This is a genomic window from Bacillus sp. EU63, from assembly GCF_038592915.1.
Taxonomy (GTDB): Bacteria; Bacillota; Bacilli; order Bacillales; family Bacillaceae; genus Bacillus; species Bacillus velezensis.
On record NZ_CP151944.1, the window covers coordinates 3,635,022 to 3,658,241 of the forward strand.

Annotated in this window: 18 protein-coding genes and 1 pseudogene; 4 read left to right on the forward strand and 15 right to left on the reverse strand. The window is 48.0% G+C overall.

The window, feature by feature from the left end:
• Positions 1-27: 27 nt before the first annotated feature.
• The 4 genes from NYE38_RS18260 to spo0F form a co-directional block, all read right to left on the reverse strand.
• A complete protein-coding gene (locus NYE38_RS18260) occupies positions 28-1,317 on the reverse strand; it encodes a UDP-N-acetylglucosamine 1-carboxyvinyltransferase (RefSeq protein ID WP_017418728.1) in 1,290 nt (429 codons plus the stop codon).
• A 309-nt stretch (positions 1,318-1,626) separates the two neighbouring features.
• Complete coding sequence (gene fsa, locus NYE38_RS18265; RefSeq protein WP_007407613.1) at positions 1,627-2,265, reverse strand: fructose-6-phosphate aldolase; 639 nt, start codon at positions 2,263-2,265, stop codon at positions 1,627-1,629.
• Positions 2,266-2,383: 118 nt separating this feature from the next.
• The gene (locus tag NYE38_RS18270) at positions 2,384-3,241 is read right to left on the reverse strand and encodes a class II fructose-bisphosphate aldolase (protein ID WP_003151102.1); all 858 of its coding nucleotides are present in this window, start codon (positions 3,239-3,241) and stop codon (positions 2,384-2,386) included.
• Positions 3,242-3,416: 175 nt separating this feature from the next.
• Positions 3,417-3,791 carry a sporulation initiation phosphotransferase Spo0F gene (gene spo0F, locus NYE38_RS18275; protein WP_012118670.1) on the reverse strand — a complete coding sequence of 125 codons (375 nt, stop codon included), beginning with the start codon at positions 3,789-3,791 and terminating at the stop codon, positions 3,417-3,419.
• Between the two features lie 164 nt (positions 3,792-3,955).
• On the opposite strand from spo0F, the gene NYE38_RS18280 reads away from it, so the two are divergent.
• Positions 3,956-4,477 carry a DUF2529 domain-containing protein gene (locus tag NYE38_RS18280; protein ID WP_007407614.1) on the forward strand — a complete coding sequence of 174 codons (522 nt, stop codon included), beginning with the start codon at positions 3,956-3,958 and terminating at the stop codon, positions 4,475-4,477.
• 47 nt (positions 4,478-4,524) lie between these two features.
• On the opposite strand, the gene pyrG is transcribed toward NYE38_RS18280, so the two are convergent.
• The 3 genes from pyrG to NYE38_RS18295 all read right to left on the reverse strand — a co-directional run bounded on the left by pyrG (position 4,525) and on the right by NYE38_RS18295 (position 9,236).
• Positions 4,525-6,132 carry a CTP synthase (glutamine hydrolyzing) gene (gene pyrG, locus NYE38_RS18285; RefSeq protein ID WP_014419113.1) on the reverse strand — a complete coding sequence of 536 codons (1,608 nt, stop codon included), beginning with the start codon at positions 6,130-6,132 and terminating at the stop codon, positions 4,525-4,527.
• Between the two features lie 240 nt (positions 6,133-6,372).
• Entirely contained in the window at positions 6,373-6,900 is a 528-nt protein-coding gene (gene rpoE, locus NYE38_RS18290) for a DNA-directed RNA polymerase subunit delta (RefSeq protein WP_014419114.1), read from the reverse strand.
• Positions 6,901-7,127: 227 nt separating this feature from the next.
• Entirely contained in the window at positions 7,128-9,236 is a 2,109-nt protein-coding gene (locus NYE38_RS18295; protein ID WP_017418725.1) for a (Fe-S)-binding protein, read from the reverse strand.
• 138 nt (positions 9,237-9,374) lie between these two features.
• Here NYE38_RS18295 and cls (NYE38_RS18300) point away from each other — a divergent pair, with 138 nt between their 5' ends.
• The 3 genes from cls (NYE38_RS18300) to NYE38_RS18310 all read left to right on the forward strand — a co-directional run bounded on the left by cls (NYE38_RS18300) (position 9,375) and on the right by NYE38_RS18310 (position 11,890).
• On the forward strand, positions 9,375-10,574 hold the full coding sequence (gene cls, locus NYE38_RS18300) for a cardiolipin synthase (protein ID WP_065180300.1): 1,200 nt from the start codon (positions 9,375-9,377) through the stop codon (positions 10,572-10,574).
• A 12-nt stretch (positions 10,575-10,586) separates the two neighbouring features.
• Positions 10,587-11,549, forward strand: a complete 963-nt coding sequence (gene uvsE, locus NYE38_RS18305) for a UV DNA damage repair endonuclease UvsE (RefSeq protein WP_017418723.1) — start codon at positions 10,587-10,589, stop codon at positions 11,547-11,549.
• Positions 11,550-11,617: 68 nt separating this feature from the next.
• Positions 11,618-11,890, forward strand: coding sequence for a hypothetical protein (locus tag NYE38_RS18310; protein ID WP_003151087.1), 273 nt, complete (start codon positions 11,618-11,620; stop codon positions 11,888-11,890).
• A gap of 66 nt (positions 11,891-11,956) precedes the next feature.
• Here NYE38_RS18310 and NYE38_RS18315 read toward each other — a convergent pair whose 3' ends face one another.
• The 8 genes and pseudogenes from NYE38_RS18315 to NYE38_RS18350 form a co-directional block, all read right to left on the reverse strand.
• Positions 11,957-13,684, reverse strand: coding sequence for an ABC transporter ATP-binding protein (locus tag NYE38_RS18315; RefSeq protein ID WP_017418722.1), 1,728 nt, complete (start codon positions 13,682-13,684; stop codon positions 11,957-11,959).
• Positions 13,685-13,764: 80 nt separating this feature from the next.
• The gene (gene cls, locus NYE38_RS18320; protein ID WP_224443415.1) at positions 13,765-15,267 is read right to left on the reverse strand and encodes a cardiolipin synthase; all 1,503 of its coding nucleotides are present in this window, start codon (positions 15,265-15,267) and stop codon (positions 13,765-13,767) included.
• 95 nt (positions 15,268-15,362) lie between these two features.
• Complete coding sequence (locus tag NYE38_RS18325) at positions 15,363-15,992, reverse strand: YitT family protein (RefSeq protein WP_015240768.1); 630 nt, start codon at positions 15,990-15,992, stop codon at positions 15,363-15,365.
• A 138-nt stretch (positions 15,993-16,130) separates the two neighbouring features.
• Positions 16,131-16,802: a respiratory nitrate reductase subunit gamma gene (narI, locus tag NYE38_RS18330; RefSeq protein ID WP_104842908.1), complete on the reverse strand. Its 672-nt coding sequence runs from the start codon at positions 16,800-16,802 to the stop codon at positions 16,131-16,133.
• A complete protein-coding gene (gene narJ, locus NYE38_RS18335; RefSeq protein WP_237586834.1) occupies positions 16,799-17,356 on the reverse strand; it encodes a nitrate reductase molybdenum cofactor assembly chaperone in 558 nt (185 codons plus the stop codon). The genes narI and narJ overlap by 4 nt, the downstream gene beginning before the upstream one ends.
• Positions 17,357-17,381: 25 nt before the next feature.
• Positions 17,382-18,845 (reverse strand): nitrate reductase subunit beta, encoded by a 1,464-nt coding sequence (gene narH, locus NYE38_RS18340; RefSeq protein ID WP_025649383.1) that lies wholly within the window; start codon positions 18,843-18,845, stop codon positions 17,382-17,384.
• Positions 18,835-22,520, reverse strand: a pseudogene (locus tag NYE38_RS18345) (nitrate reductase subunit alpha). Before NYE38_RS18345 ends, narH begins: the two are co-directional and overlap by 11 nt.
• 176 nt (positions 22,521-22,696) lie before the next feature.
• Positions 22,697-23,173, reverse strand: a complete 477-nt coding sequence (locus NYE38_RS18350; RefSeq protein WP_017418715.1) for a Crp/Fnr family transcriptional regulator — start codon at positions 23,171-23,173, stop codon at positions 22,697-22,699.
• Between the last annotated feature and the right edge of the window lie 47 nt (positions 23,174-23,220).

Sequence of the window (23,220 nt, forward strand, 5' to 3'; positions counted from 1 at the left end):
ACGATCTCCTCTCAAAAGTCCGCATTTCTATGAATTTTGGAGCTGTTCTATCTCTTCGTCCGTCAGCCTTTGCCGCCAGATTGTGGCGCCCAGACCTTCGAGTTTTTTCTCAAGATTGCTGTAGCCGCGGTCTAAATGCTCGAGACCGGTAATTTCGGTTACGCCGTCAGCCATGAGCCCGGCGACGACCAGACAAGCGCCTGCACGCAGATCGCTCGCCTTTACTTTTGCGCCCTGAAGTTCGGCCGGACCGGTGATAATGGCCGACCTGCCTTCCACTTTCATGTTGGCCCCCATCCGTCTCAGCTCATCTATATGTTTAAATCGGGCCGAGTAGATGGTGTCGGTTACGACGCTCGTGCCGCTGGCTCTCGTCAACAGAGATGTCATCGGCTGCTGAAGATCAGTCGGAAATCCCGGGTAAACAAGCGTTTTTACGTCGACCGGTTTTATCTGCTTCTGCCCGCCGAGCATAAGAAGCTGATCGTCACTCGTCTCAATGCGAAAACCCATTTCCCTGAGCTTCGCCGTTAAAGACTCCAGGTGAGTCGGTATGACATTATCAATAATGACTTCTTTCCCCATCGCGGCGCCGGCGATCATAAAGGTGCCCGCCTCAATTCTGTCCGGAATGATCGTATGCCTGCATCCGTGCAGCTCTTTTACGCCGTCGATTCTGATTACATTGGTTCCCGCGCCTTTGATCTTTGCGCCCATGCTGGTGAGCAATGTGGCAACATCAATAATCTCAGGTTCCTTGGCGGCGTTTTCTATCACGGTTTTACCTTCAGCCAGTACAGCGGCAAGCATGATATTGATCGTCGCTCCGACGCTGACGACATCTAAATAAATCCGTGCGCCTCTCAGCCTTTCGGCGCGCAGATAAATCGCGCCTTGTTCATTGGTGACTTCCGCCCCAAGCGCTTCAAACCCTTTGATGTGCTGGTCAATCGGCCGCGGCCCGAGATGGCATCCGCCCGGCAGTCCGATGACCGCCTGTTTGAAGCGGCCCAGCATCGCGCCCATTAAGTAATAGGAAGCGCGGAGTTTTTTCACTTTGCCGTTGGGAAGCGGCATGCTGATCATCGGGGAAGGGTCGACGACCATTTCTCCTTTTTCAAAATGGACGTTTCCGCCGATTTCTTTCAGCAGGTCACGCAGCGTTTCAATATCTGAGATCTCCGGAAGCCCTTCGATCGTTACTTCGGAATTTGCCAGAATGGTTGCGGGTATCAATGCGACGGCGCTGTTTTTCGCGCCGCTGATATGTACGGTTCCGTTTAACGGATCGCCGCCGGCAATATTCAACTTTTCCATGATAGTCTCCTTCCATAAGAAGATAGCTGCGGAGCGTAAATAAAATGGCATTTTATTCTGTCTCTGCAAATAAAGCTCTTGTCCAAAATGTAGCCAATTCGAAGAGAAAGAATACAAGGACATTATAAAATAACAGGAAGAAAATAGCGAAGCTTTGCGGGGCATTTTTAACACAGGATGCACAGAGGCCCGCCGGGTTCACATTCCGGGGAAACACACTCTTCACTTTGATACTGAAGGCCCGCTGCCAAACAGGAAAACATAAGGGTGCGGCAAACGGATGCAACCGGTTTGCCGCCCTTTTCACCCTTATTTATTCCAGTCTGCCAAGAATTGCTCGATGCCTTTATCCGTTAACGGATGTTTCGCCAGCTGGTGAATGACTTTCAGCGGCATCGTACCGATATGCGCACCGCGTAAAGCGGCTTCAGTCACGTGCTGCGCATGACGGATGGAAGCTGCGATGATTTGTGTATCAATGTCATGAATGTCAAAAATCTGTCTTATTTCTGAAATCAGTTCAAGACCGTTATGGCCGATATCATCCAGACGGCCTAAGAACGGAGATACATAAGTCGCTCCGGCTCTTGCCGCCAAAAGCGCCTGGTTGGCGCTGAAGATGAGCGTTACGTTTGTTTTAATGTTCAGATCGCTCAGCGCTTTTACGGCTTTTAACCCTTCAGACGTCATCGGGATTTTCACCGTGATATTCGGTGCGATTTTCGCAAGTTCTTTACCTTCTTCAATCATTTCTTCAGCATTCAGGGAAATGACTTCCGCGCTTACTGATCCGCTCACGACTTCCGTAATCTCACGAAGTCTGTCATGGAAAGACACGTCAGCTTCTTTCGCCACTAAACTAGGGTTTGTCGTAACTCCGGCAAGAACGCCAAGTTCATAAGCTTCTTTAATCTCGTCAATGTTTGCTGTATCAATGAAAAATAACATAAGGAAAGCCTCCCCAGTAATAAATTTTCAGAACTGTAAAACATGATTGCGCTTTCTAAAGGTAAGACATAAAACCGCCTGTCAATGCTGTCAGGCGGTTTATGGATGTTACATTGAATTAAGCTTGGTTTGAAGAACCGAACTCACGCATTTTGCCGATAACCGTTTCTTTGATTGCTTCACGAGCAGGTCCAAGATATTTACGAGGATCGTATTCGTTCGGCTTAGCTGCCAATGTTTCGCGGACAGCTTTTGCAGAAGAAATTTGGTTTTCAGTGTTTACGTTGATTTTAGCCGTACCAAGTGAGATTGATTTTTTAATGTCGGCAGTCGGAATTCCTGTACCTCCGTGAAGTACTAACGGAAGGCCGGTTGATTTTCCGATATCTTCCATTTCTTTGAAACCGAGGTTCGGTTCGCCTTTGTAAGGACCGTGAACAGAACCCAGTGCAGGTGCAAGGCAGTCGATGCCAGTGCGCTCTACAAGTTCTTGACACTCTTTAGGGTCAGCATAGATTACGCCTTCAGCGATCACGTCATCTTCCTGTCCGCCTACAGTTCCAAGCTCAGCTTCAACTGAAACGCCGTGGAAATGAGCAAGCTCAACCACTTTAGCTGTAGTTGCTACGTTTTCCTCAAACGGATGGTGAGATGCGTCGATCATTACAGAAGTGAAACCTGCATGAATCGCTTTCGCACAAGATTCAAAGCTTGAACCGTGGTCTAAGTGAATCGCGACAGGAACTGTCACTTTGTATTCTTCCATAAGAGCTTTAACCATGGCAACCACTGTTTTGAAGCCGCCCATGTAGCGTCCCGCGCCTTCTGAAACACCAAGAATAACCGGGGATTTTTCCTCTTCTGCTGCTTGTAAAATAGCTTGAGTGAACTCAAGGTTATTTAAGTTAAATTGTCCAACAGCATATCCTTTTTCTTTAGCTGTATTCAACATTTCCGTCATTGAAACTAAAGGCATGTCGAAAGTCCTCCTTATGTAGCCTGATTTGCTTCTTCTCGAAAAAAGCTTTCCACCTATAGCATGACCATAAAAACCTGTCATATGTAAAACAACAGATCGCTTTTTCTCCATCTCTAGGATACCAACTTTTCGACAAATCGGCAACACAATGACATAATTGTTTCTAATTTTATTAATTCGATTTTAGAGGTAAATATTTTTTCACCGCGTCTCTGATCTCATCAATGTCAAAAGGTTTCGCAAAATGGGTCAGCGCTCCGAGCTCTTTTGATTCCTTAATCATATCGAGTTCTCCGTAAGCGGTCATGATAATGACGCGGATGGATTCGTCGATCATCTTCATGCGCTTGAGAATTTCGATACCGTCCATGCCGGGGATTTTCATATCTAAAAGCACGAGATCGGGCCGTTCTTTCGTTACAATGTCCAGCGCCTGTATGCCGTTGGCGGCCTGAAACGTCTGGTACCCTTCTTTATGAAACACTTCATTGAGCAATATGCGTATACCGTATTGGTCATCTACGATTAAAATCTTTTCATTCATCATTTTACACCCCAATATTATCATTTTCGTCAAAAGGAAGCAGTTGTTTATGTATTCTGTTTGATTTTCACATTTCCTTTAATTATAATAGTCTACTTTCCGACATTTTCTGAGCATTTTCTCTTTTGTTGTATACTGTTCTTGTATGTGTAAAGGAGGTTTCACTCATGTTAAAGATATTTACGACACAGCTTGCAGGCATTTTTTCCCGCATTCAGGATAAGGAATCCGAAGCAATAGAAGACGGCGCGCGCCTGCTGGCGCAGGCAGCCGTCAGCGGTCATACCATTTATTTATACGGCGCAAATGAGATGCAGGGCATTTTGTGCGAGGCGGAACTCGGCTCAGAACCGATGCCTTCCGTCAAAGCGTTTCCGGATACAGCTGATTCGATTACAGAAAGCGACAGGGTGCTGATGTTTTGTTCAGGTCCGGGCACGGCTGAAGAACAGGCGCTGGCTCAAAAGCTTTATGAAAAAGGGATCGGCCTCGTTGGCGTATCTCCTGTCATCAAAGATCAAACCGGGATTGAGGAATTTTGTGATGTTCATATTGACAGCAAATTAAAAATGCCGCTTCTGCCCGATGAAGACGGGACAAGATACGGCTTTCCTTCATTAATGACAGGCCTGTATGTCTATCACGCGCTATCCTTTACGTTAAAGGAAATGATGCAGGAATATGCCTGATGCAGAAAAAAGACTTGCCGCTTTTAAAGGAGGCAAGTCTTTTTTTATTACTTCTGTTCTGCAGCTTGTACGGAAGCGCCGATAAAGTCTTTGAATAAAGGCTGAGGTCTTGTCGGTCTTGATTTGAACTCAGGGTGGAACTGGCAAGCGACATACCAAGGATGGTCTTTCAGCTCGATGATTTCCACAAGACGGCCGTCAGGGCTTGTGCCTGAGAACACAAAACCGTTCTCTTCCATTTGCTGTCTGTATTCGTTGTTGAATTCATAACGGTGGCGGTGGCGTTCGTATACCACTTCATCCGCATACGCTTCGAAGGCTTTCGTGTCTTCCTGAAGCTTACAAGGGTACAGTCCGAGACGAAGCGTTCCTCCAAGATCCTCGACATCTTTTTGTTCTGGCAGAAGGTCGATGATCGGATAAGGAGTGGACGGATCGATCTCCGCAGAGTGAGCCCCTTCCAGACCTAATACGTTTCGCGCATATTCAATGGATGCAATCTGCATACCGAGGCAGATGCCGAAGAACGGAATTTTATTCTCACGCGCATACTTGGCGGCGATGATTTTCCCTTCTACGCCGCGGTCTCCGAAACCGCCGGGCACGATGATTCCGTCTGTGCCGCCAGTCAGCTCTTGAATATTGCTTTCTGTCACTTGTTCGGCGTTAATCCATTTGATCTTCACATCAGCGTCAAACGCATAGCCGGCGTGGCGCAGTGATTCAACGACTGAAATGTAAGCGTCCTGAAGCTCGACGTATTTACCGACGAGGCTGATTGTAATGGTTTTAGACAAGTTTTTCACTTTCGTGACAAGGTCTTTCCATTCCGTCATATCCGGGTCTTTGCATTCTAATTTCATATGATCGCAGACAAGCTTATCGAGTCCCTGCTCCTGAAGGTTAAGCGGGATGGAGTAAAGGTTGTCCGCATCTTCGCACTCGATGACCGCTTTCGTGTCAATATCGCAGAAGAGCGCGATTTTATCTTTCATATCTTGAGAAATTGGCATTTCCGTGCGCACGACGATGATATTAGGCTGAATACCGAGGCTTCTCAGCTCTTTTACGCTGTGCTGCGTCGGTTTTGTTTTCAGCTCGCCCGCCGCTTTGATGTACGGAACAAGCGTACAGTGAATGTACATCACGTTTTCATGGCCGATGTCGCTTTTCATTTGACGGATGGCTTCAAGGAACGGAAGGGATTCGATGTCTCCCACTGTTCCGCCGATCTCAGTAATGACTACATCTGCGTTTGTTTCTTTGCCTGCACGGTACACACGGTCTTTCAGTTCATTTGTGATGTGCGGAATGACCTGAACCGTTCCGCCGAGGTAGTCCCCGCGGCGCTCTTTTTTCAATACGGCAGAATAGATTTTACCGGTCGTCACGTTGCTGAATCTGTTCAGATTAATGTCAATGAACCGCTCATAATGCCCTAAGTCAAGGTCAGTCTCAGCGCCGTCATCGGTAACGAATACCTCACCGTGCTGGTACGGGCTCATCGTTCCCGGGTCAACGTTGATATAAGGGTCAAATTTTTGGATGGTGACGCTCATGCCTCTGTTTTTCAAAAGGCGGCCGAGTGATGCTGCCACAATTCCTTTTCCGAGTGATGATACAACTCCCCCGGTTACAAAAATATATTTCGTCATTTCGTTTGCTCCTCTCTTCGGTCTGCGCTACATTCCTTAAAATGTGCCGTTTTATAGAAAATCATTTCACTAAAAACAAATGATGTGTAAAAGAATTTGGGAGATGAAAATAAGAAAGCTCCCTTTCAATTTCTTGAAAGGGAGCGTAGCACTCTTATGAATTCTCTTCTTTTTGAAGAGCCCAAAATACATACTACATAGTTCGACAATGAAAGTCAAGATCGTTTTGCTGATATAAAATCAGTCTTTGCGATCCTCTTCCTCATCATCATAATCTTCCTCATCTTCTTCAATCATCTCGTCTTCGATCTCAAGCTCGTCGTCATCTTCTTCATCGACATCTTCGTCGTCAAAGCTGTCTGCGTCAAGGTCAATATCTTCTTCCATTTCATCGAGATCGATGTCATCTTCATCAACTTCCTCGAATTCATCAAGGTCGAGATCTTCCTCAACGACTTTTTTCGCTTTTTTCTTTTTCGCTTTTACAGTCGGCTGTGTTTCTTCGTCCAGCTGATCGTACGGATACCAGCTGCGAAGCCCCCACGTCTGGTCTGACAGAGCAATAAAGCGGCCGTCAATGTTCAGGTCTGTATAAAATTGGGCGATACGGTCGCCCAGTTCCTCTTTCGTAACACCGAGCAAGGAGATCATTTCATTCAGCAGCTCCTGGAACGGAACCGGTTTTTTATGTTCTGAGAAAATTTCGTGAGCGATTTCAACTAAAGCCATCTGCTTCAGCTGTTCCTGAGAATATTGTTTGATACTCAAGGTCGGACACTCCCTTTCTATTACTTATATGTATCTGTTTCTATCCTATAATAAGAACGAATTTGTATTGTTTTGTTCATAAACCATACCTCTCATTATAAACAAATTAAAACAGAATATGCTACCCTTAACAGCGTAATTTAAGAAATTTTAGAGCCGTCCCTTCATAAATCGGCTGATGTGCGAAAACAAAGCCGCCGGCATATGCGCCGGCGGCCCGCTTCTTTCTATAAAGACTCTTGTTTTTCGGCGCCGAATACAGACATGGCGAGCAATTCACTGACATCATAAGTGCCGATCGCGTCTTCGGCTTCTTTCGCTTTCGTACCGTCACCGAGCATGGTCAGACAGTAAGGACATCCGGAGCTGATGACCGTCGGACTGACAGAAAGCGCCTGCTCAGTCCGGGCCGTGTTGATTCTCGCTCCCGTTTCTTCTTCCATCCACATGAGCCCTCCCCCGGCGCCGCAGCACATCCCGTTTTCGCGGCTGCGCTCCATTTCCTTCAATTGAACGCCCGGAATGGCTTTTAAGATCGCTCTCGGCGGCTCATACACTTCATTGTATCTTCCTAAGTAGCACGAGTCATGGAAGGTAATCGTTTCATTCACCGGGTGAAGCGGTTTTAGTTTCCCCTGTGACACAAGCTCGGCTAATAATTCAGTATGATGATAGACTTCGGCCCGGAATCCGAAATCAGGATATTCATTTTTGAACATATTATAGGCGTGCGGATCAATCGTGACGATTTTTTTGATTCCGTGTTTTTCAAATTCGCCGATGTTGTGTTCCGCCAGCTCTTGGAACAGAAACTCGTTGCCCAAACGGCGCGGCGTATCGCCTGAGTTTTTTTCCTTATTGCCGAGAATCGCAAAGGATACGCCCGCTTCATTAAGCAGCTTTGCAAATGAGACGGCAATCTTTTGGCTCCTGTTGTCGTAGGAACCCATTGAGCCGACCCAAAACAAATAGTCGAACTCTTTGTCTTGTTTTTTCATTTCTTTCACTGTCGGAATCTCTGTATCGGCCTGCTCCCGCCAGTTCTCCCGCTCTTTCCGGTTTAAGCCCCACGGGTTTCCCTGTCTTTCAATGCTTGTCATGGCCCGCTGCGCGTCGCTGTCCATCTTCCCTTCCGTAAGCACAAGATAGCGGCGCAGATCGATAATTTTATCAACGTGTTCATTCATGACCGGACATTGATCTTCACAGTTGCGGCAAGTGGTGCACGCCCAAATCTCCTCTTCCGTGATGACCTCGCCGATTAAGCTCGGGTTGTAATCAATGGCTGCGGCCGCTTCACGCGATCCTCCCCCTGAGGAAGCCGCGGCGAGCTGATTCGCCTTCGTGTGCTGAAAAACGGGCGCGGGCACCCACGGAGATTTTGACGTCACGGCAGCGCCTTTTTCCGTCAAATGGTCTCTGAGCTTTAAAATGAGGTCCATCGGCGAGAGCATCTTGCCCGTACCGGAGGCCGGACACATATTTGTACAGCGGCCGCATTCGACGCAGGCGTAAAGGTCGACAAGCTGAGAGCGGCGGAAGTCTTCAATCTTTCCGACGCCGTAGCTTTCTTTCGTCTCATCGGTAAAATCGATTTTTTCCAGCTTACCTTTTGAATCCAGCCTGCTGAGGAACACATTCGCCGGACCCGCAATTAAGTGCGCATGCTTTGATTGCGGCACGTACACTAAAAAGCTGAGCAAAAACAACAGATGAAGCCACCATGAAACATAAAACACGGCGGCGGCCGCCGGCGCTGAAAGACCGCCGAGCACAAACGCAATGGAGGAAGCGATCGGTTCCGTCCAAGACAGAGAATGATCGTGCCATAAAAGGTTCATGGCGTTCCCGAGAAGCACCGTCACCATCAGTCCGCCGATAAACAGCAGGACAAGCCCCGCTTTAAACCCGCGTTTCAGTCTGACGAGTTTTTCAATGTAGCGCCGGTAAAACGCCCAGACTACGGCGATTAAAATCAGAAACGTGACGATTTCCTGAAAAAAAGTAAACGCCGGATAAAGCGGACCGAGCGGCAGATGACGGTCAGGTAGCAACCCTTTCAGAATAAAATCAATTGCGCCGAACTGAACGAGTATAAAACCGTAAAAAAACAGAACGTGGATGATTCCGCTCTTTTTATCTTTCAGCAATTTTTTCTGTCCGAACACATTCACCCATATCTTCTGAAGACGTTCTTTCAGGCGTTTATCAAATTCTTCCCTTTGGCCGAGCTTAATATAAGCGATCCTCGTTCTGATCAGGTAAACGAATAAATAAACGGCGTAAGCGGTTACAGCTGAAAACAGCAGCGCGTTTACCATGAGAAATGCGTTCATCTTGTCTCCCCCTTTGTTCTGATACCCCTCTTCATTGTCATATCTTTACTTTATCATAAATAATGAATGAGTGTTCAGTCAATAATTAAATTCACATTCTCAGGGCACACTACGGATACTTCGGAAAGGAGCGTCGGTATGAAGGTCATTTTTGTGTTGCTTGTCATTTTTATCATATTGATCGCACTTATGCTGTTTGATATGCTGCTTGGCCGGGCGGCGTACAAAAAACAGGCGTATGAGCCCGTTTTTGACCCGAAAAAGAGTAATATCACACTCATTCACTGCGGAAGCGAGCTTGTGCAGCAGATGACGGCTGATATCCGCCAAGCCGTCTCTTCTATTCATATGATGTTTTTTATTATGAAGAACGACCAAGTCAGCCATGAGATGTTTGATTTATTGAAAGAAAAGGCCCGGGCCGGCGTCTCCGTATATCTGCTGCTCGATTGGGCAGGCAGCCGCCAAGTGAAAAAGCCTTCCATTCAAACGATGAAAAAAGCCGGCGTTCACGTTCATTTTCTAAATAAACCGGCATTTCCGTTTCTATTTTTCAGGCTGCAAAAACGGAATCACCGGAAAGTGACCGTCATTGACGGCAAAATCGGCTATGTCGGCGGTTTTAATATCGCTGAAGAGTACCTCGGCAAAAAAGCGAAGTTCGGAAACTGGGAGGATTATCACCTGCGGATGACCGGCGAAGGCACGGCGGATCTTCAGACTCTTTTTGTAAGCGATCTGAAACGAAACACCGGAAAAACACCCGGATCACCCGGGGTTTATCCGGCATTATCCGAAGGGAATATCTCACATAGGACATATGCATCTGACGGTTTTTCGCTTGAATCGCATTATGAAAACTGCATCCGTAAGGCGGAGAAAAAAATCATTATCGGCACGCCTTATTATGTACCGAGCAAAAAGCTTCAGGAAGCGCTTATTTCAGCCTGCCGAAAAGGCGTCAAAGTCATCTTGATCGTTCCGATGAAATCAGATCACCCGCTCGTTCGGGAAACAGCTTTAGCCTATTATCCCGAGCTTCTGAAGGCCGGCTGCCTCATCTATCGGTATTATCAAGGCTTTTATCATGTTAAAGCCTTCATTATAGATGACCGCATCAGCATTATCGGCACGCCGAATTTTGATAAACGGAGCCTGTTCTGGAATGAAGAGGTGAATGTCATCATTCATGATGAAGCCTTTACAAAGGAAGTGCTTTCAACCATAAAGCAGGACATCGAAAAATCCGAGCTTCTCACATTAGAAAAAGTGAAACAGCGCTCCGTCAGACAGCTTCCTGCAGAATGGCTGGGAAAGGCCATATCTTACTTTTTATAAAGGAGAAACCATATGCTGTTCAGATTCGGATTCGTCGCAAACGCCATGTGCCTTTGGGACGCGTCCCCCGCCAAAACCTTAACATATGCGCGCTATACCAAGCTTTCCCGCAGTGAGCGGAAAGACGCCCTGCTTTCTGTGACGAAAGCAAATCTTACCAATACGCTGCGCACCCTCCACTATGTGGTCGGCCACGGCATCCCTTTATACAGGTTCTCAAGCTCGATTGTGCCGCTCGCCACGCACCCGGATGTACTGTGGGATTTTGTCACGCCGTTTCGCCAGGAGTTTCGTGAGATCGGCGGGCTGGTCAGAAAATATGACCTCAGAACGAGCTTTCATCCGAACCAATTCACGCTTTTTACAAGCCCGAAACGGGAGATTACCGCAAATGCGGTCAAGGATATGGCCTATCATTATGACATGCTGGACGCAATGGGCATCGCGGACCGTTCCGTCATCAACATCCATGTCGGAGGCGCTTACGGTGACAAACAAAGCGCGCTTGGCCGTTTCCGCGTGAATCTGAAAGAACTTCCCGATGTCATCAAACAGCGGATGACTTTAGAAAACGATGATAAAACATATACGTCCGAGGAAACACTCAGTGTATGTGAGCAAGAAGGCATTCCGTTTGTGTTTGATTATCACCATTTTTACGCCAATCCGGCCGATGACGCTGATTTAGATGACATTCTTCCGCGGATGATCAAAACATGGCAGCGGATCGGCTTAAAGCCGAAGGTCCATCTCTCCTCGCCAAAATCAGAATCAGCCGTACGCAGTCATGCGGACTATGTGGATGCTAATTTTATTCTGCCGGTGCTGGAGCGGTTCAGACAATGGGATGCGGACATCGATTTTATGATTGAGGCGAAAGAGAAAGACCGGGCGCTGCTCCGGCTCGTCGAAGAATTAAGCGCCATCCGCGGAGTTAAACGCCTGGCGGGCGGAGTGCTGAGGTGGAAGGCATAACCAGGTTTATCACCCGTTCATATGGGGAATTTCCGAAATAACAGACCATCAGACGGAGGAGAAAATACATGAAAAACATTACATCTTTGAAAATAGCCGCTAAGAAGTTCACTTTAAGAAACATGCTTCAGCTTTATCAGCTTTGCCACACGGGAGGCCACGAGCTGTATATCTACTCTAAAAAAACAATGTGCAAAATCAAAGATATCATTGAGCTGGAAACGTTCAGAATGGCTCATAAAGAACAAGAATATTTAATTGTAGTGGAAGGAAAGAAAGCGGTGCAGCTTGTTGACCGTTTCAAACATATCATCGAACCTGCGCAAAAAGAAGCCCATTAAATACGGACTACATAAAAAAGGATAGACAGGAGGCTGCCCGGCCCCCGCTCGTCTATCCTTTTTCCATTATTCATGTATCAGCTCGCCGAATTGGGCCTGATGGAGTCTCTGGTACATGCCGCCGGATGCCAGCAGTTCCTTATGATGACCTTGTTCAGCGATGCCTTCTTTCGTGACGACGACGATCCTGTCCGCATCCTTAATCGTAGCCAGCCGATGGGCGATCACAAGCGTTGTGCGTCCTTCAGACAGCTCTTGCAGCGATTTTTGAATGGCGGCTTCCGTTTCTGTATCGAGGGCTGATGTAGCCTCGTCTAAAATTAAGATCGACGGGTTTTTCAAAAACATTCTGGCGATGGAAAGCCGTTGCTTCTGCCCGCCTGACAGCTTCACGCCGCGCTCGCCGATCACCGTGTTTAAACCGTCGGGATACCCGTTTACCAAATCCTCTAAATGTGCCTGGCGGACGGCCTGCCGGATTTCTTCCTCAGACGCATCGAGCCGCCCGTAAGCAATGTTTTCCCGCAATGTGCCGGAAAACAGAAAGACATCCTGCTGGACGACGCCGATTTGTCCGCGCAGAGATGACAGCGTCATGTCCTTAATATCGATTCCGTCGATGGAAATCACGCCTTCAGACGGCTCATAAAAGCGCGGCAGCAGACTTGTCAGCGTTGATTTTCCCGCTCCCGAAGGCCCGACGAATGCGACTGTCTCCCCGGCATGAATGGACAAATTGATTCCCGACAGAACCGGACTGTTTTCTTCGTAACCGAATGACACACCATCATAACGGATATTCCCTTTTAAACCGGACACATGTCTCGCGTTCGGGGCGTCCTTGATATCAGGCTCCGTTTCCATTATTTCTATAAAGCTTTTAAAACCGGCTATGCCTCTCGGATACAGCTCAATAATCGCGTTGATTTTATCAATCGGACGGAACAGAACGTTCGTCAGCAGCACAAAAGCGACGAATTCTCCGTAAGATAACGATCCGCGGATCACGAACCATGTCCCGCACAACAGGACGAACAGCGTGACGAATCTTGTCAGCATGTAACTGATCGAGCCGTTTTTCGCCATGATTTTATATGACGTCAGCTTTGTTTTGCGGAAACGCTGATTGTTCACGTCAAACCGCTGCGTTTCAAACGCTTCATTGCTGAAAGCCTGAACAAGACGAATGCCGCCGATATTGTTTTCGACCCTCGCGCTGAAGTCTCCGACGTCTTTGTTCAGTTTTGTAAACGCAGAGGTCATTTTTTTATTAAAATACAAAGCAAGCCAAATGACGACCGGCATAATAATAAAGGTCAACAGCGCGAGCTGCCAGTTAATGAACAGCATCACACCGAACGCGCCCAAAATCGTCATGACCGCGATAAACAGGTCTTCAGGCCCGTGGTGGGCGGTTTCTCCGATATACATCAAATCATTGGTGAGCTTGGACATTAAACTGCCCGTTTTGTTGTTATCGTAAAATTTGAACGAAAGCTTTTGCAGATGGTCAAAAAGCTTTTTCCGCATATCGGTTTCAATGTTAATGCCGAGCATATGGCCCCAATACGTCACAACATACTGAAGCGCCGAGCTGAGGGCGTAGACTCCGAATAAAGCAGCGGAAGTCAAAATAATCAGACGCCAATCCCGCCCCGGGAGCAATGTATCGATAAAGTAATTAACAATCAGAGGAAAACTCAGCTCCATCAATCCGCCGGCGATGGCAGAAAAGAAGTCGAGAAAAAACAGCTTTTTGTACGGTTTATAATAAGAAAAAAATTGTCGCAGCACGATTCCGTCCTCCTTGTGCCTCGTTCCTAATGATAATATTTCTCAATTATACTATACACAAGGAGTTTTAAAAGCGTTTTTTATAAAACGCCGGAAAATAACCGCGCGAAGGATTCCTTCGTTCTTTCCCATAATGTGCGCTTATAGAAACGGACGGGGCTGATTTTCTCAGACTCTCTCATATCCTCCAGATAATGCGCTTCAAGATCTTTGATCGCCTTTTGATCTGTAAAAAAGACATTAACCTCAAAGTTCAGCTGAAAGCTTCTCATGTCCATGTTCGCCGTCCCGACAGAGGCGAGGTTTCCGTCAGTGATGAGCACCTTTTGATGCATAAAGCCTTTTTGATAGGAATAGACTTCGATTCCTTCGCGAAGAAGCTCGGGGAAATACGATCTCGTCGCGTACTGGGTTAAAAATCCGTCATTGGTTTCCGGCACCATGACTCGCACCCGGACGCCTCTGGCAGCAGCCTCCTTTAGCGCTGTGCGGATCGGCTCATTCGGCACGAAATAAGGCGTCGCGATCCATACAGATGATTCGGCCGCCGCTATCATGGCATAATACAGATCGCTCATCCGTTCCTTCATATCGGGGCCCGTCGGAACGACTTGATAGACGCCGCCGCTTTCTGCAGGGACCGGGCAGCTGTATGCTTTCTGATCAATCAGCACCTCATCCGAAACGTATTCCCAATCAAGCATAAAAATGCTGTGGAGCGTCTGAACGATTTCTCCTTCGACTTTCATATGGGTGTCCCGCCAAAAACCGACACTTTGGTCTTTGCCGATATACTCCTTGCCGACATTCAGCCCGCCGACAAAACCGGTTTTCCCGTCAACGATGACGATCTTGCGGTGATTTCTGAAATTGAATTTTTGGTTGAAAAAACCGTATTTCAGCGGCAGAAACGGGACGATGTTCACGCCCGCGCGTTTCAGTTTTTTAATGTCTTTTCCGGCCAGCTTCAGGCTGCCGGCCGCGTCGAACAAAAACCGCACTTCCACGCCTTGACGCGCTTTTTCCATCATAATGTCCATCATCTTGTGCCCGAGCATGTCTGATTTGAACATGTAATACTCAATATGTATAAATGACGCGGCCTCCCGGAGCGCCTCAAACAGCTCCGGAAATGTTTCATCCCCGTTTTTAAGCACCTTCAGCCTGCTTTTTGTATTGATATTCATATGGGACGCCTTGATTGAATATTGAAAGAAACGCTTCTGATTTCCTTTCAGCCCGGACAGATCGGGAGTCTGTTCCATATCAAATATCGTTCTCAGCTTTTCCCGGTTGTATGTCCGTTTCGACCTGAACAGCTTGCCTTTTTCATAAAGCTGGCCGGAAAAAAGGTAAAATAAGTACCCGGCGATCGGAAAAAACACAAGAATATGAATCCATAACAGCGTGTGCTGCGAGGTGCGGTTTTCAAGAATTAACGAATAGATGCTGAACAAAATAATGCTTGCATAGCAAAGCACCCCTCCGTAAAACTCAAGCCTGGAAACCGGAAAAAACCATATGACATATGCTCCGATAAGCATCATATATAAAAAGCAAAATTCCAGTCTCCTTTTCAGCATCCCGACTCTCTCCCATCTGATCCGATATCTCTGTATACCCTCTGTTTTCCGGCCTGTAAACATATGAAAAAGCCTCTCCGCATGAGCGGAAAGGCTTATGATGAAGCTTCCTGTGATTGGCCGGGTGTGATGTTCTGAAGCAATGCCGGATTGAGCGAGCAGCTGCCTTTGATTTTATTTTTGAAGATGCCGATGATCAGACCGGTGACCGCTATCGACACTAAGGAGAAGAGCCCTTTCAGCAACCCGACGGAAAAAATGCCGGCCAGCACGACGCCAAAATCGAAGAGGAAATTAACGGCACCCGGATTCCATCCGCAGCGCTTTTGCAGAAATAAAGCGAGGATATTGGCGCCGCCGAGCGATGCCTGATGATAAAACATGAGCGACAAGCCCAACCCGATCAGCGCCCCTCCGCAAATCGCCCCGGCAAGCGGTGAAACAGAGACCGGCGGCAGCCAGTGATCCGTGCCGGTAAACAGAGTCAGTACTGTGACTGCAAAAACGGTGGATAGAGTGAATTTGATTCCCATTCTGATGAGAGAAAATATATAAAACGGGATATTAATCAGAAAGAAGATAATCGCAAACGAGGAATGAAACAAGTATGACAGGCTTAGTGACAGTCCCGCTGTTCCGCCGGTTAATACATGAGAATGTCTGAGTGTCAGGACGCCGGCGCTTGTCATCAGACAGGCGGCTAAAATGAGGAAAATCCGCTTCATTCTTCACTCTCCTTTTGTTGAGGTTATTTCCAAATAAAACATAACAGGAATCCCCGCCGCCCAGCCATTACCTTGGCAGAAAATATCTTATGTTTTTATTTTCTCACCATAAAAAATCCCCCTCTTGCAGGGGGATTTTTACGTGCGTTTCCGATAGACAACATAGCTGCGGGTCAAATACTTGAGGGGCAGGCTGAACACGTGAACCAATCTTGTAAACGGCCAGAGGATAAAAAAGACGTATCCTATGATGATATGAAACTTAAACCATAGCGGGACACTTTCCATCAAAGAAGCGTCAGGCCGGAACAAAACAATTTCCCTGAACCACGGCCCGACTGTTGCCCTGTAATCAAATCCTTTCGAGTCAATGTTGAGAAACGTGGCCGCAACGCCCGACAGCATCATGAACAGCAGCAGAATAAGCGTCAGGATATCCGATGGCGAGCTGGTTTTGCGGATTCTTTTGTCAAACAGCCTTCTGTACGTCAGGATGACAAGTCCGGCACATGCAGCAATCCCCGCCGGCAGGCCTGCGCCGATCGCCATTTTGTGATACATATGCTCGGAAATGCCAAGGGAAGCATACACGCCTTCCGGGATCAAAATTCCCATGACATGTCCGCCGACAACGCATAGCAGTCCCCAATGAAAAAGTGTGCTGCCAGCGGCGAGTTTTTTCTTTTCTAACAGCTCGCTTGATTTCGCCGTCCAGCCGAATTGGTCATGCTGATAGCGGTAAATATGCCCGCCGATAAAGATCGTCAATACAATGTACGGCATAATCCCCCACAGGATCTGCCCGCTCATGCCTGAACAGCCCCTTCTTCAATGCTTTCACGTACACCGATGTTTTCCAGCGCGGCCTGCAGCACGTGCAGCAGCTCAGCATAGATGCTGTCATTTTTTTCGAGGCGGGAAGCCAGCTCCCTCACATTGGACAGGTATTTCTCAAACACGCTTCTCACCGCTTCAATCTCCGCAACTGCGGCGAATTCCAGCATCAGCGGCAGGTAATCAGGCAGTTCTTTCTCTGTCGGCAGGAAACCGGATTGCTGGTAGGTGTTTTTTAAATGCAGCAATTCGATGCCGCGTTCCCTTTGTTCGCCTGAGTTAAAGTAGGTGACGTACATATTCGTTTTTTTTCCGAAATCGAACGTATACACATAGTGTTCAATCAGCGCTTCTCGAGAAAACCTGGCTGCCGCCTCGAAAAATTGCAGCAGTTTCTCACGGATTTGCTGATTGGTGATGTCATGGATAAGAGCCTTCCAATCGGGAAGCCCGGCTCTCCACTCTTCATCCGGATAAGACAGGAGACAGGAAAGAGCGGAGAATGTGATTTGCCGGTCTGTGGTGTTCATGTTATTACACCTCATTTATCAAAAGTTAGAAACAAGAGCCGGGGCCGCCTGAAAATGACAAGCCGCAGCTTCCTTGTTCAGCGTATAAATCAGACACTTCTTCTCGATGGCTGCTCGGGATCACAAAGCGGTCATCATATTTGGCGATCGCAAGCAGCCGATACATGTCTTCAATTTGCTGTTCTGTTAAACCGACACCGGAGATCAGTGCCGCGTCGATGGATTTATTCGTCTGAACCGCCCTCATATACTGGCGCATGACAGACATTTTCTTTAACGTTGACCGAATATGATCCGTATCACCGGCCGTTAATAGCTGGGCCAAATAGTCAATCGGAATTCTCATTTGGTCGATAGCCGGAAAAATAGCTTCCGCCGTTTGCCGGCTGCCTTTTCCTTCAAAGAGATTCATAATCGGGCTGAGCGGCGGAATGTACCAAACCATCGGCAGCGTACGGTACTCAGGGTGAAGCGGAAGCGCAATCTTCCAATCGATGATCATTTTATAGATCGGCGATTGCTGCGCGGCCTCTATCCATTCAGCCGGGATGCCTTGTTCTTTTGCCAGTTTGGCAATCTCAGGATCATTCGGATCAAGAAAAACGTCCAGTTGAGAATGGTAGAGATCCTTTTCATTTTCAACGGAGGCCGCTTCCTCCACTTTGTCCGCGTCGTACAGCATGACGCCGAGATAGCGGATTCTGCCCACACACGTTTCGGAGCAGATGGTCGGCATCCCCGCCTCCAAGCGCGGAAAGCAGAGTGTGCATTTTTCCGCTTTGTTCGTCTGCCAGTTAAAATAGACTTTTTTATAAGGACAGGATGAGACGCAATATCTCCATGAACGGCACGCGTTTTGATCAACGAGTACGATGCCGTCTTCCTCACGTTTGTACATGGCGCCGGACGGGCAGGATGACACGCATGCCGGATTGATGCAGTGCTCACAAATACGGGGCAGATACATCATAAAGACCTCATCGAATTCTGTTTTGATCGATTCCTCCATTTTTTGAACGTTTGGATCTTCAAGCCCTGTAATATGGCCGCCCGCGAGATCATCCTCCCAGTTCGGGCCCCATTCGATATTCATGAAATCCCCCGTTAAGGACGATTTCGGGCGCGCCACCGGCTGGTGTTTTTTCTGCGGGCTGTTTGTTAATGTTTCATAATCATAGTTCCAAGGTTCATAGTAGTCATCAATCGTCGGCTGGTTCGGGTTATAGAAAAGGCCTGCAAGCCGATTCGTTTTCGGGCCTGATTTCAGTTCAAGCTTTCCTTTTTTTAACGTCCAGCCGCCTTTATATTTGTCCTGGTCCTCCCATTGCTTCGGGTAGCCGATGCCAGGCTTTGTTTCTACATTATTGAAGTACATATATTCCGCACCGGAACGGTTTGTCCACGTGTTTTTGCAGGTGACGCTGCACGTGTGGCAGCCGATGCATTTATCCAAGTTCATGACCATCCCGATTTGCGCTTTAATCTTCAAGCCAATCGACCTCCTTCAGCTTGCGGATGACGACATTAAGATCGCGCTGATTCCCCGTCGGACCGTAATAGTTAAAGCCGTAACTGAGCTGTGCATAGCCCCCGATCATCTGGGTCGGCTTGACGTGAATCCTTGTCGGGCTGTTATGGGTGCCTCCGCGGTTATTCGTCAGTTTTGTGCCGGGCACATTGATGTGGCGGTCCTGGGCATGGTGCATAAACGCCATTCCTTTAGGAATCCGGTGAGACAAAACCGCTCTCGCGACGACAACGCCGTTTCGGTTGAAGCATTCAATCCAATCGTTGTCTTTGATATCCGTGTCCTCTGCGTCATCTTTATTCATCCACACGGTCGGCCCGCCGCGGAACAGCGTCAGCATCGGCAGAGAATCAAAATACATGCTGTGGACGGACCATTTATTATGCGGCGTCAAATAATTAAGAACGATCTCTTTGCCCTCTTGATCAGGCCGCTTGCTTAGGAACGGACGGTGCTGGAGGATCGGTTTAAATGTCGCCATCGTTTCACCGAATTCCATCATCAGTTCATGATCGACATAATAGGATTGTCTGCCTGTCAGCGTCCGCCACGGAATTAATTTTTCCACATTCGTCGTAAACGGCGAGTACCTGCGCCCTCCTTTTTCTGAACCGGTAAAGGCCGGAGAGGTGATGACCGTTTTCGGCTGGGCTGTAATTTGCTCGAACGTAAAGCATTCTTCCTCGCGCTCTTCCGCCAGGTCTTTCAGCTCCAGATTGGTAATGTTTTCAAGTGATTCCCATGCTTTCACGGCGACTTTTCCATTTGAGGTGGACGACAGGGTTAAAATCGCTTCCGCCGCCTGCTTCGCTTCACTTATATTCGGGCATCCTTTGGCAACGCTGTTTGAATCGGTTTCTCCCAGTCTCTGTTTGAGTGATTCATATTCATCCGCAATCGACCAGCTCATCCCTTTTGTTCCGCTCGGTTTTAAAGCCGTATTAGGGCCAAGCGCGGTCATTTTATGAAAAATGTGTTTGTAATCCCGTTCAACGACATGGATGTTCGGCATCGTTTTTCCCGGAATGGCTTCACATTCGCCCTTGCTCCAGTCATTGATTTTGCCGAACGGCTGGGCCAATTCCTGCATCGTGTCGTGGAGGAGCGGCGTGGCGACTACCTCTTTCACCGGCTCCATATCGACTTCTTCCGCCAGATCGGAAACGGCTTTTGACAGCGCCTTAAAAATATCCCAGTCTGACTTCGATTCCCACGGCGCCGAGATGGCCGGAGCAAATGGATGAATAAACGGATGCATATCCGTGCTGCTGAGATCGTGTTTTTCATACCATGTCGCCGCCGGCAGCACGATATCGGAATACAGCGCCGTACCCGCCATTCGAAAATCAAGATTGATTAACAAGTCGAGCTTGCCTTCCGGCGCCTGCTCCCGCCATTTGATTTCTTCAGGGCGGATGCTGTCGCTGTCGTCATTCATCAGACCGTTCGTCGTCCCCAGCAGATGCTTGAGAAAATATTCATGCCCTTTCCCTGAGCTTGAGATCAGATTTGCCCGCCATACGAAGAGATTCCTTGGGAAATTCACTTCATTGTCAGGGTCTTCAATCGCGAATTTCAGTTTTTTTTCTTGAAGCCGTGAGGCCACGTACGCACCTACGTCTTCAGGTGTCGCCGCCCCCGCTTTCTCAGCTTCTTTGTACAGATCAATGCCGTTTTGATTGAATGTCGGGTAAGACGGAAGCCACCCTAATCGCGCCGCCAGCACATTGTAATCGGCGTGATGCTTGTAGCGGGATGACGCGGCGATCGGTGAAGCCAAGTCACTGATCGGCTGGTCTTCATAACGCCACTGGTCTGTCGCAAAGTAAAAAAATGAGGTGCCGTTTTGCAGCTTAGGCACGCCTTCCCAGTCCTTTGCGGTTGCAATCGTCTGCCACCCTTCAGCCGGACGGAGTTTTTCCTGCCCACGTAATGGGCCCAGCCTCCGCCGTTTACGCCTTGGGCGCCTACGAGTAAAACAAGATTTAACACCGCACGGTAAATCGTGTCGGAGTTGAACCAGTGGTTAATGCCCGCCCCTACGATAATCATGGATCTGCCGTCTGTATCGATCGCATTTTGGGCAAACTCCCTGGCAATCTGTATAACGGCTTCTCTTTTAATTCCCGTAATCTTTTCCTGCCAGGCAGGTGTGAACGGACGGGGATCATCATAGGATGCGGCTGATTGTCCGCCGATGCCCCGGTTCACGCCGTAGTTGGCCAATATCAAGTCAAACACGGTCGTGACGTACGTCTCTTCACCGTTCAGGTCCAGTTTTTTAATAGGAAGATCCCGCTCAAGCACTTTGTTTCCGTCATCTGAAAAATACGGAATGCGCACTGAGCCGATTTCGTCCTCTATTCCGAGCACGGAGAGACGGGGCTCAATCTGTTCCCCGGTGTCTTCGTCGATCATGTGCAGATTCCATTTCTGCTGCCCGTCCCAGCGGGAGCCCATTGTGCCTTGCGGTATGGCAAACGCACCTGTCTGTTCATTCCAGACCGCCGGCTTCCACTGATCATTTTTTGTCTGCCGCCCGATGTCTTTTGCATGCAGAAACCGTCCCGCTGTATACACGCCGTTCTCTTTTGACAGAGTGACGAAGAATGGAAAATCGGTGTATTGCTTCGCGTACTCAATAAAACGTTCAGTTTCTTGGTTCACGTAAAATTCCTGCAAAATGACGTGACCCATCGCCATCGCAAGCGCCCCGTCAGTCCCCTGGCGGATACTCAGCCAGTCATCTGCGAACTTTGAGGATTCCGCAAAATCGGGACTGATCGAAATGACTTTAGCGCCTTTATAGCGGGCTTCCGCCAGAAAGTGCGCATCAGGCGTTCTCGTTAACGGAACGTTGGAGCCCCATGTGATGATATAGCCTGAATTGTACCAATCACTGCTCTCCGGAACGTCCGTCTGGTCGCCCCAAATTTGCGGGGACGCCGGCGGAAGATCCGCATACCAGTCATAAAAACTGAGCATTGGGCCGCCGATTAAAGACATGAATCGCGAACCTGATGCATGGCTGATCATGGACATGGCGGGAATCGGAGAAAAACCGACATTCCGGTCAGGCCCGTATTTCATCACTGTATACAGCAGAGAGGCTGAAATCAGCTTCAGCACTTCCGGCCATTCCGCGCGGACAAAGCCGCCTTTCCCTCTTGCCTGTTTATAAGACTTCGCTTTTTCAGGGTTTTCAACGATCGCTTTCCAGGCATCCAGCGGATTTTGATGCGCCTGCAACGCTTCCCGCCACAAATTGATCAGCACACCTCGCACATATGGATATTTCACACGGAGCGGGCTGTAGATGTACCATGAAAAACTGGCCCCCCGCGGACAGCCTCTCGGTTCGAAATCAGGCATATCCGGGCCTGTTGATGGATAATTCAAGTTTTGTCCTTCCCACGTGACAATTCCGTTTTTCACATAAATATTCCAGCTGCAAGAACCCGTGCAGTTGACGCCGTGGGTGGAGCGAACGACTTTGTCGTACTGCCATCTGTTTCTGTATACATTCTCCCAATCACGATCTTCGCTTGTCGTTTGGCTATGATGATTTGAATGATGTTCGATAGGAGAAAAATAGTTTAATCTCCTGAGCAACGGACTCATTTTCTTTTTCTTCATGATCGTTCACTCCTTCCGAGTCAGGTGATGCTATGTACACTATAAACAGAGACGGCGCATCACCTTGTGAACTATGTCACACACTCTGCTTTTTTCACAAAACGTTCACACAGAGCAGCAGGAAGGATTTTCAAACGATATAGGGACGCCCGCGTCATCAAAAAAACCGGTTCTGTTTAAGAACCGGGTTCGGCGTTTTCATCCCGTGATGTATGCAGATACCGCAAAAACAACTGATAGGAACAGAAGACATTTTGCTGAAGCATCGCCAAAAAGTTCATTTGCAGCCGCGGATGGTAAGACATCATTTGCTTAAATACGGAATATGGAATATGGAGTACCAGAATATCCGGTGAGGCATTGACTGAGATAAAAGGCGATAAAGAGAGCCCGCCTTTTTCATCAATCGGAAACACATCGCCTTTTTCCCACAGCGCAACGGTTTGTGACCCTTCAGGGAGCCTGCTGTCCGTAAAACGGATATTGCCTTTTAATACAATATAAACGGATTGTGAGTGGAGAAAGGATGGAGATTGGTCAGATGAGCCGCAGATAAACGTCCCGTTTTTCAGCAAGGTTTCGACAATGGACAGAGGCACTTCATTAAACATAGGAAGTTGTTTCAGAAATAATAAATAGTCACACTGATTCATAGGAAAGCCTCCTGTGCTATTGATAGCTTTAGTGTAGCCCGATTGAG

Excerpts from the sequence above, each read along its gene's own strand:
- NYE38_RS18325 (WP_015240768.1), bottom strand. The coding sequence starts at position 15,992 with ATGAAGCGGATTTTCCTCATTTTAGCCGCCTGTCTGATGACAAGCGCC.
- NYE38_RS18350 (WP_017418715.1), bottom strand. The coding sequence starts at position 23,173 with ATGAATCAGTGTGACTATTTATTATTTCTGAAACAACTTCCTATGTTT.
- NYE38_RS18270 (WP_003151102.1), bottom strand. The coding sequence starts at position 3,241 with ATGCCTTTAGTTTCAATGACGGAAATGTTGAATACAGCTAAAGAAAAA.
- NYE38_RS18260 (WP_017418728.1), bottom strand. The coding sequence starts at position 1,317 with ATGGAAAAGTTGAATATTGCCGGCGGCGATCCGTTAAACGGAACCGTA.
- cls (WP_065180300.1), top strand. The coding sequence starts at position 9,375 with ATGAAGGTCATTTTTGTGTTGCTTGTCATTTTTATCATATTGATCGCA.
- uvsE (WP_017418723.1), top strand. The coding sequence starts at position 10,587 with ATGCTGTTCAGATTCGGATTCGTCGCAAACGCCATGTGCCTTTGGGAC.
- pyrG (WP_014419113.1), bottom strand. The coding sequence starts at position 6,132 with ATGACGAAATATATTTTTGTAACCGGGGGAGTTGTATCATCACTCGGA.
- NYE38_RS18310 (WP_003151087.1), top strand. The coding sequence starts at position 11,618 with ATGAAAAACATTACATCTTTGAAAATAGCCGCTAAGAAGTTCACTTTA.
- NYE38_RS18280 (WP_007407614.1), top strand. The coding sequence starts at position 3,956 with ATGTTAAAGATATTTACGACACAGCTTGCAGGCATTTTTTCCCGCATT.
- cls (WP_224443415.1), bottom strand. The coding sequence starts at position 15,267 with ATGCTGAAAAGGAGACTGGAATTTTGCTTTTTATATATGATGCTTATC.
- NYE38_RS18295 (WP_017418725.1), bottom strand. The coding sequence starts at position 9,236 with ATGAACGCATTTCTCATGGTAAACGCGCTGCTGTTTTCAGCTGTAACC.
- spo0F (WP_012118670.1), bottom strand. The coding sequence starts at position 3,791 with ATGATGAATGAAAAGATTTTAATCGTAGATGACCAATACGGTATACGC.
- narI (WP_104842908.1), bottom strand. The coding sequence starts at position 16,802 with ATGAGCGGGCAGATCCTGTGGGGGATTATGCCGTACATTGTATTGACG.
- fsa (WP_007407613.1), bottom strand. The coding sequence starts at position 2,265 with ATGTTATTTTTCATTGATACAGCAAACATTGACGAGATTAAAGAAGCT.
- narJ (WP_237586834.1), bottom strand. The coding sequence starts at position 17,356 with ATGAACACCACAGACCGGCAAATCACATTCTCCGCTCTTTCCTGTCTC.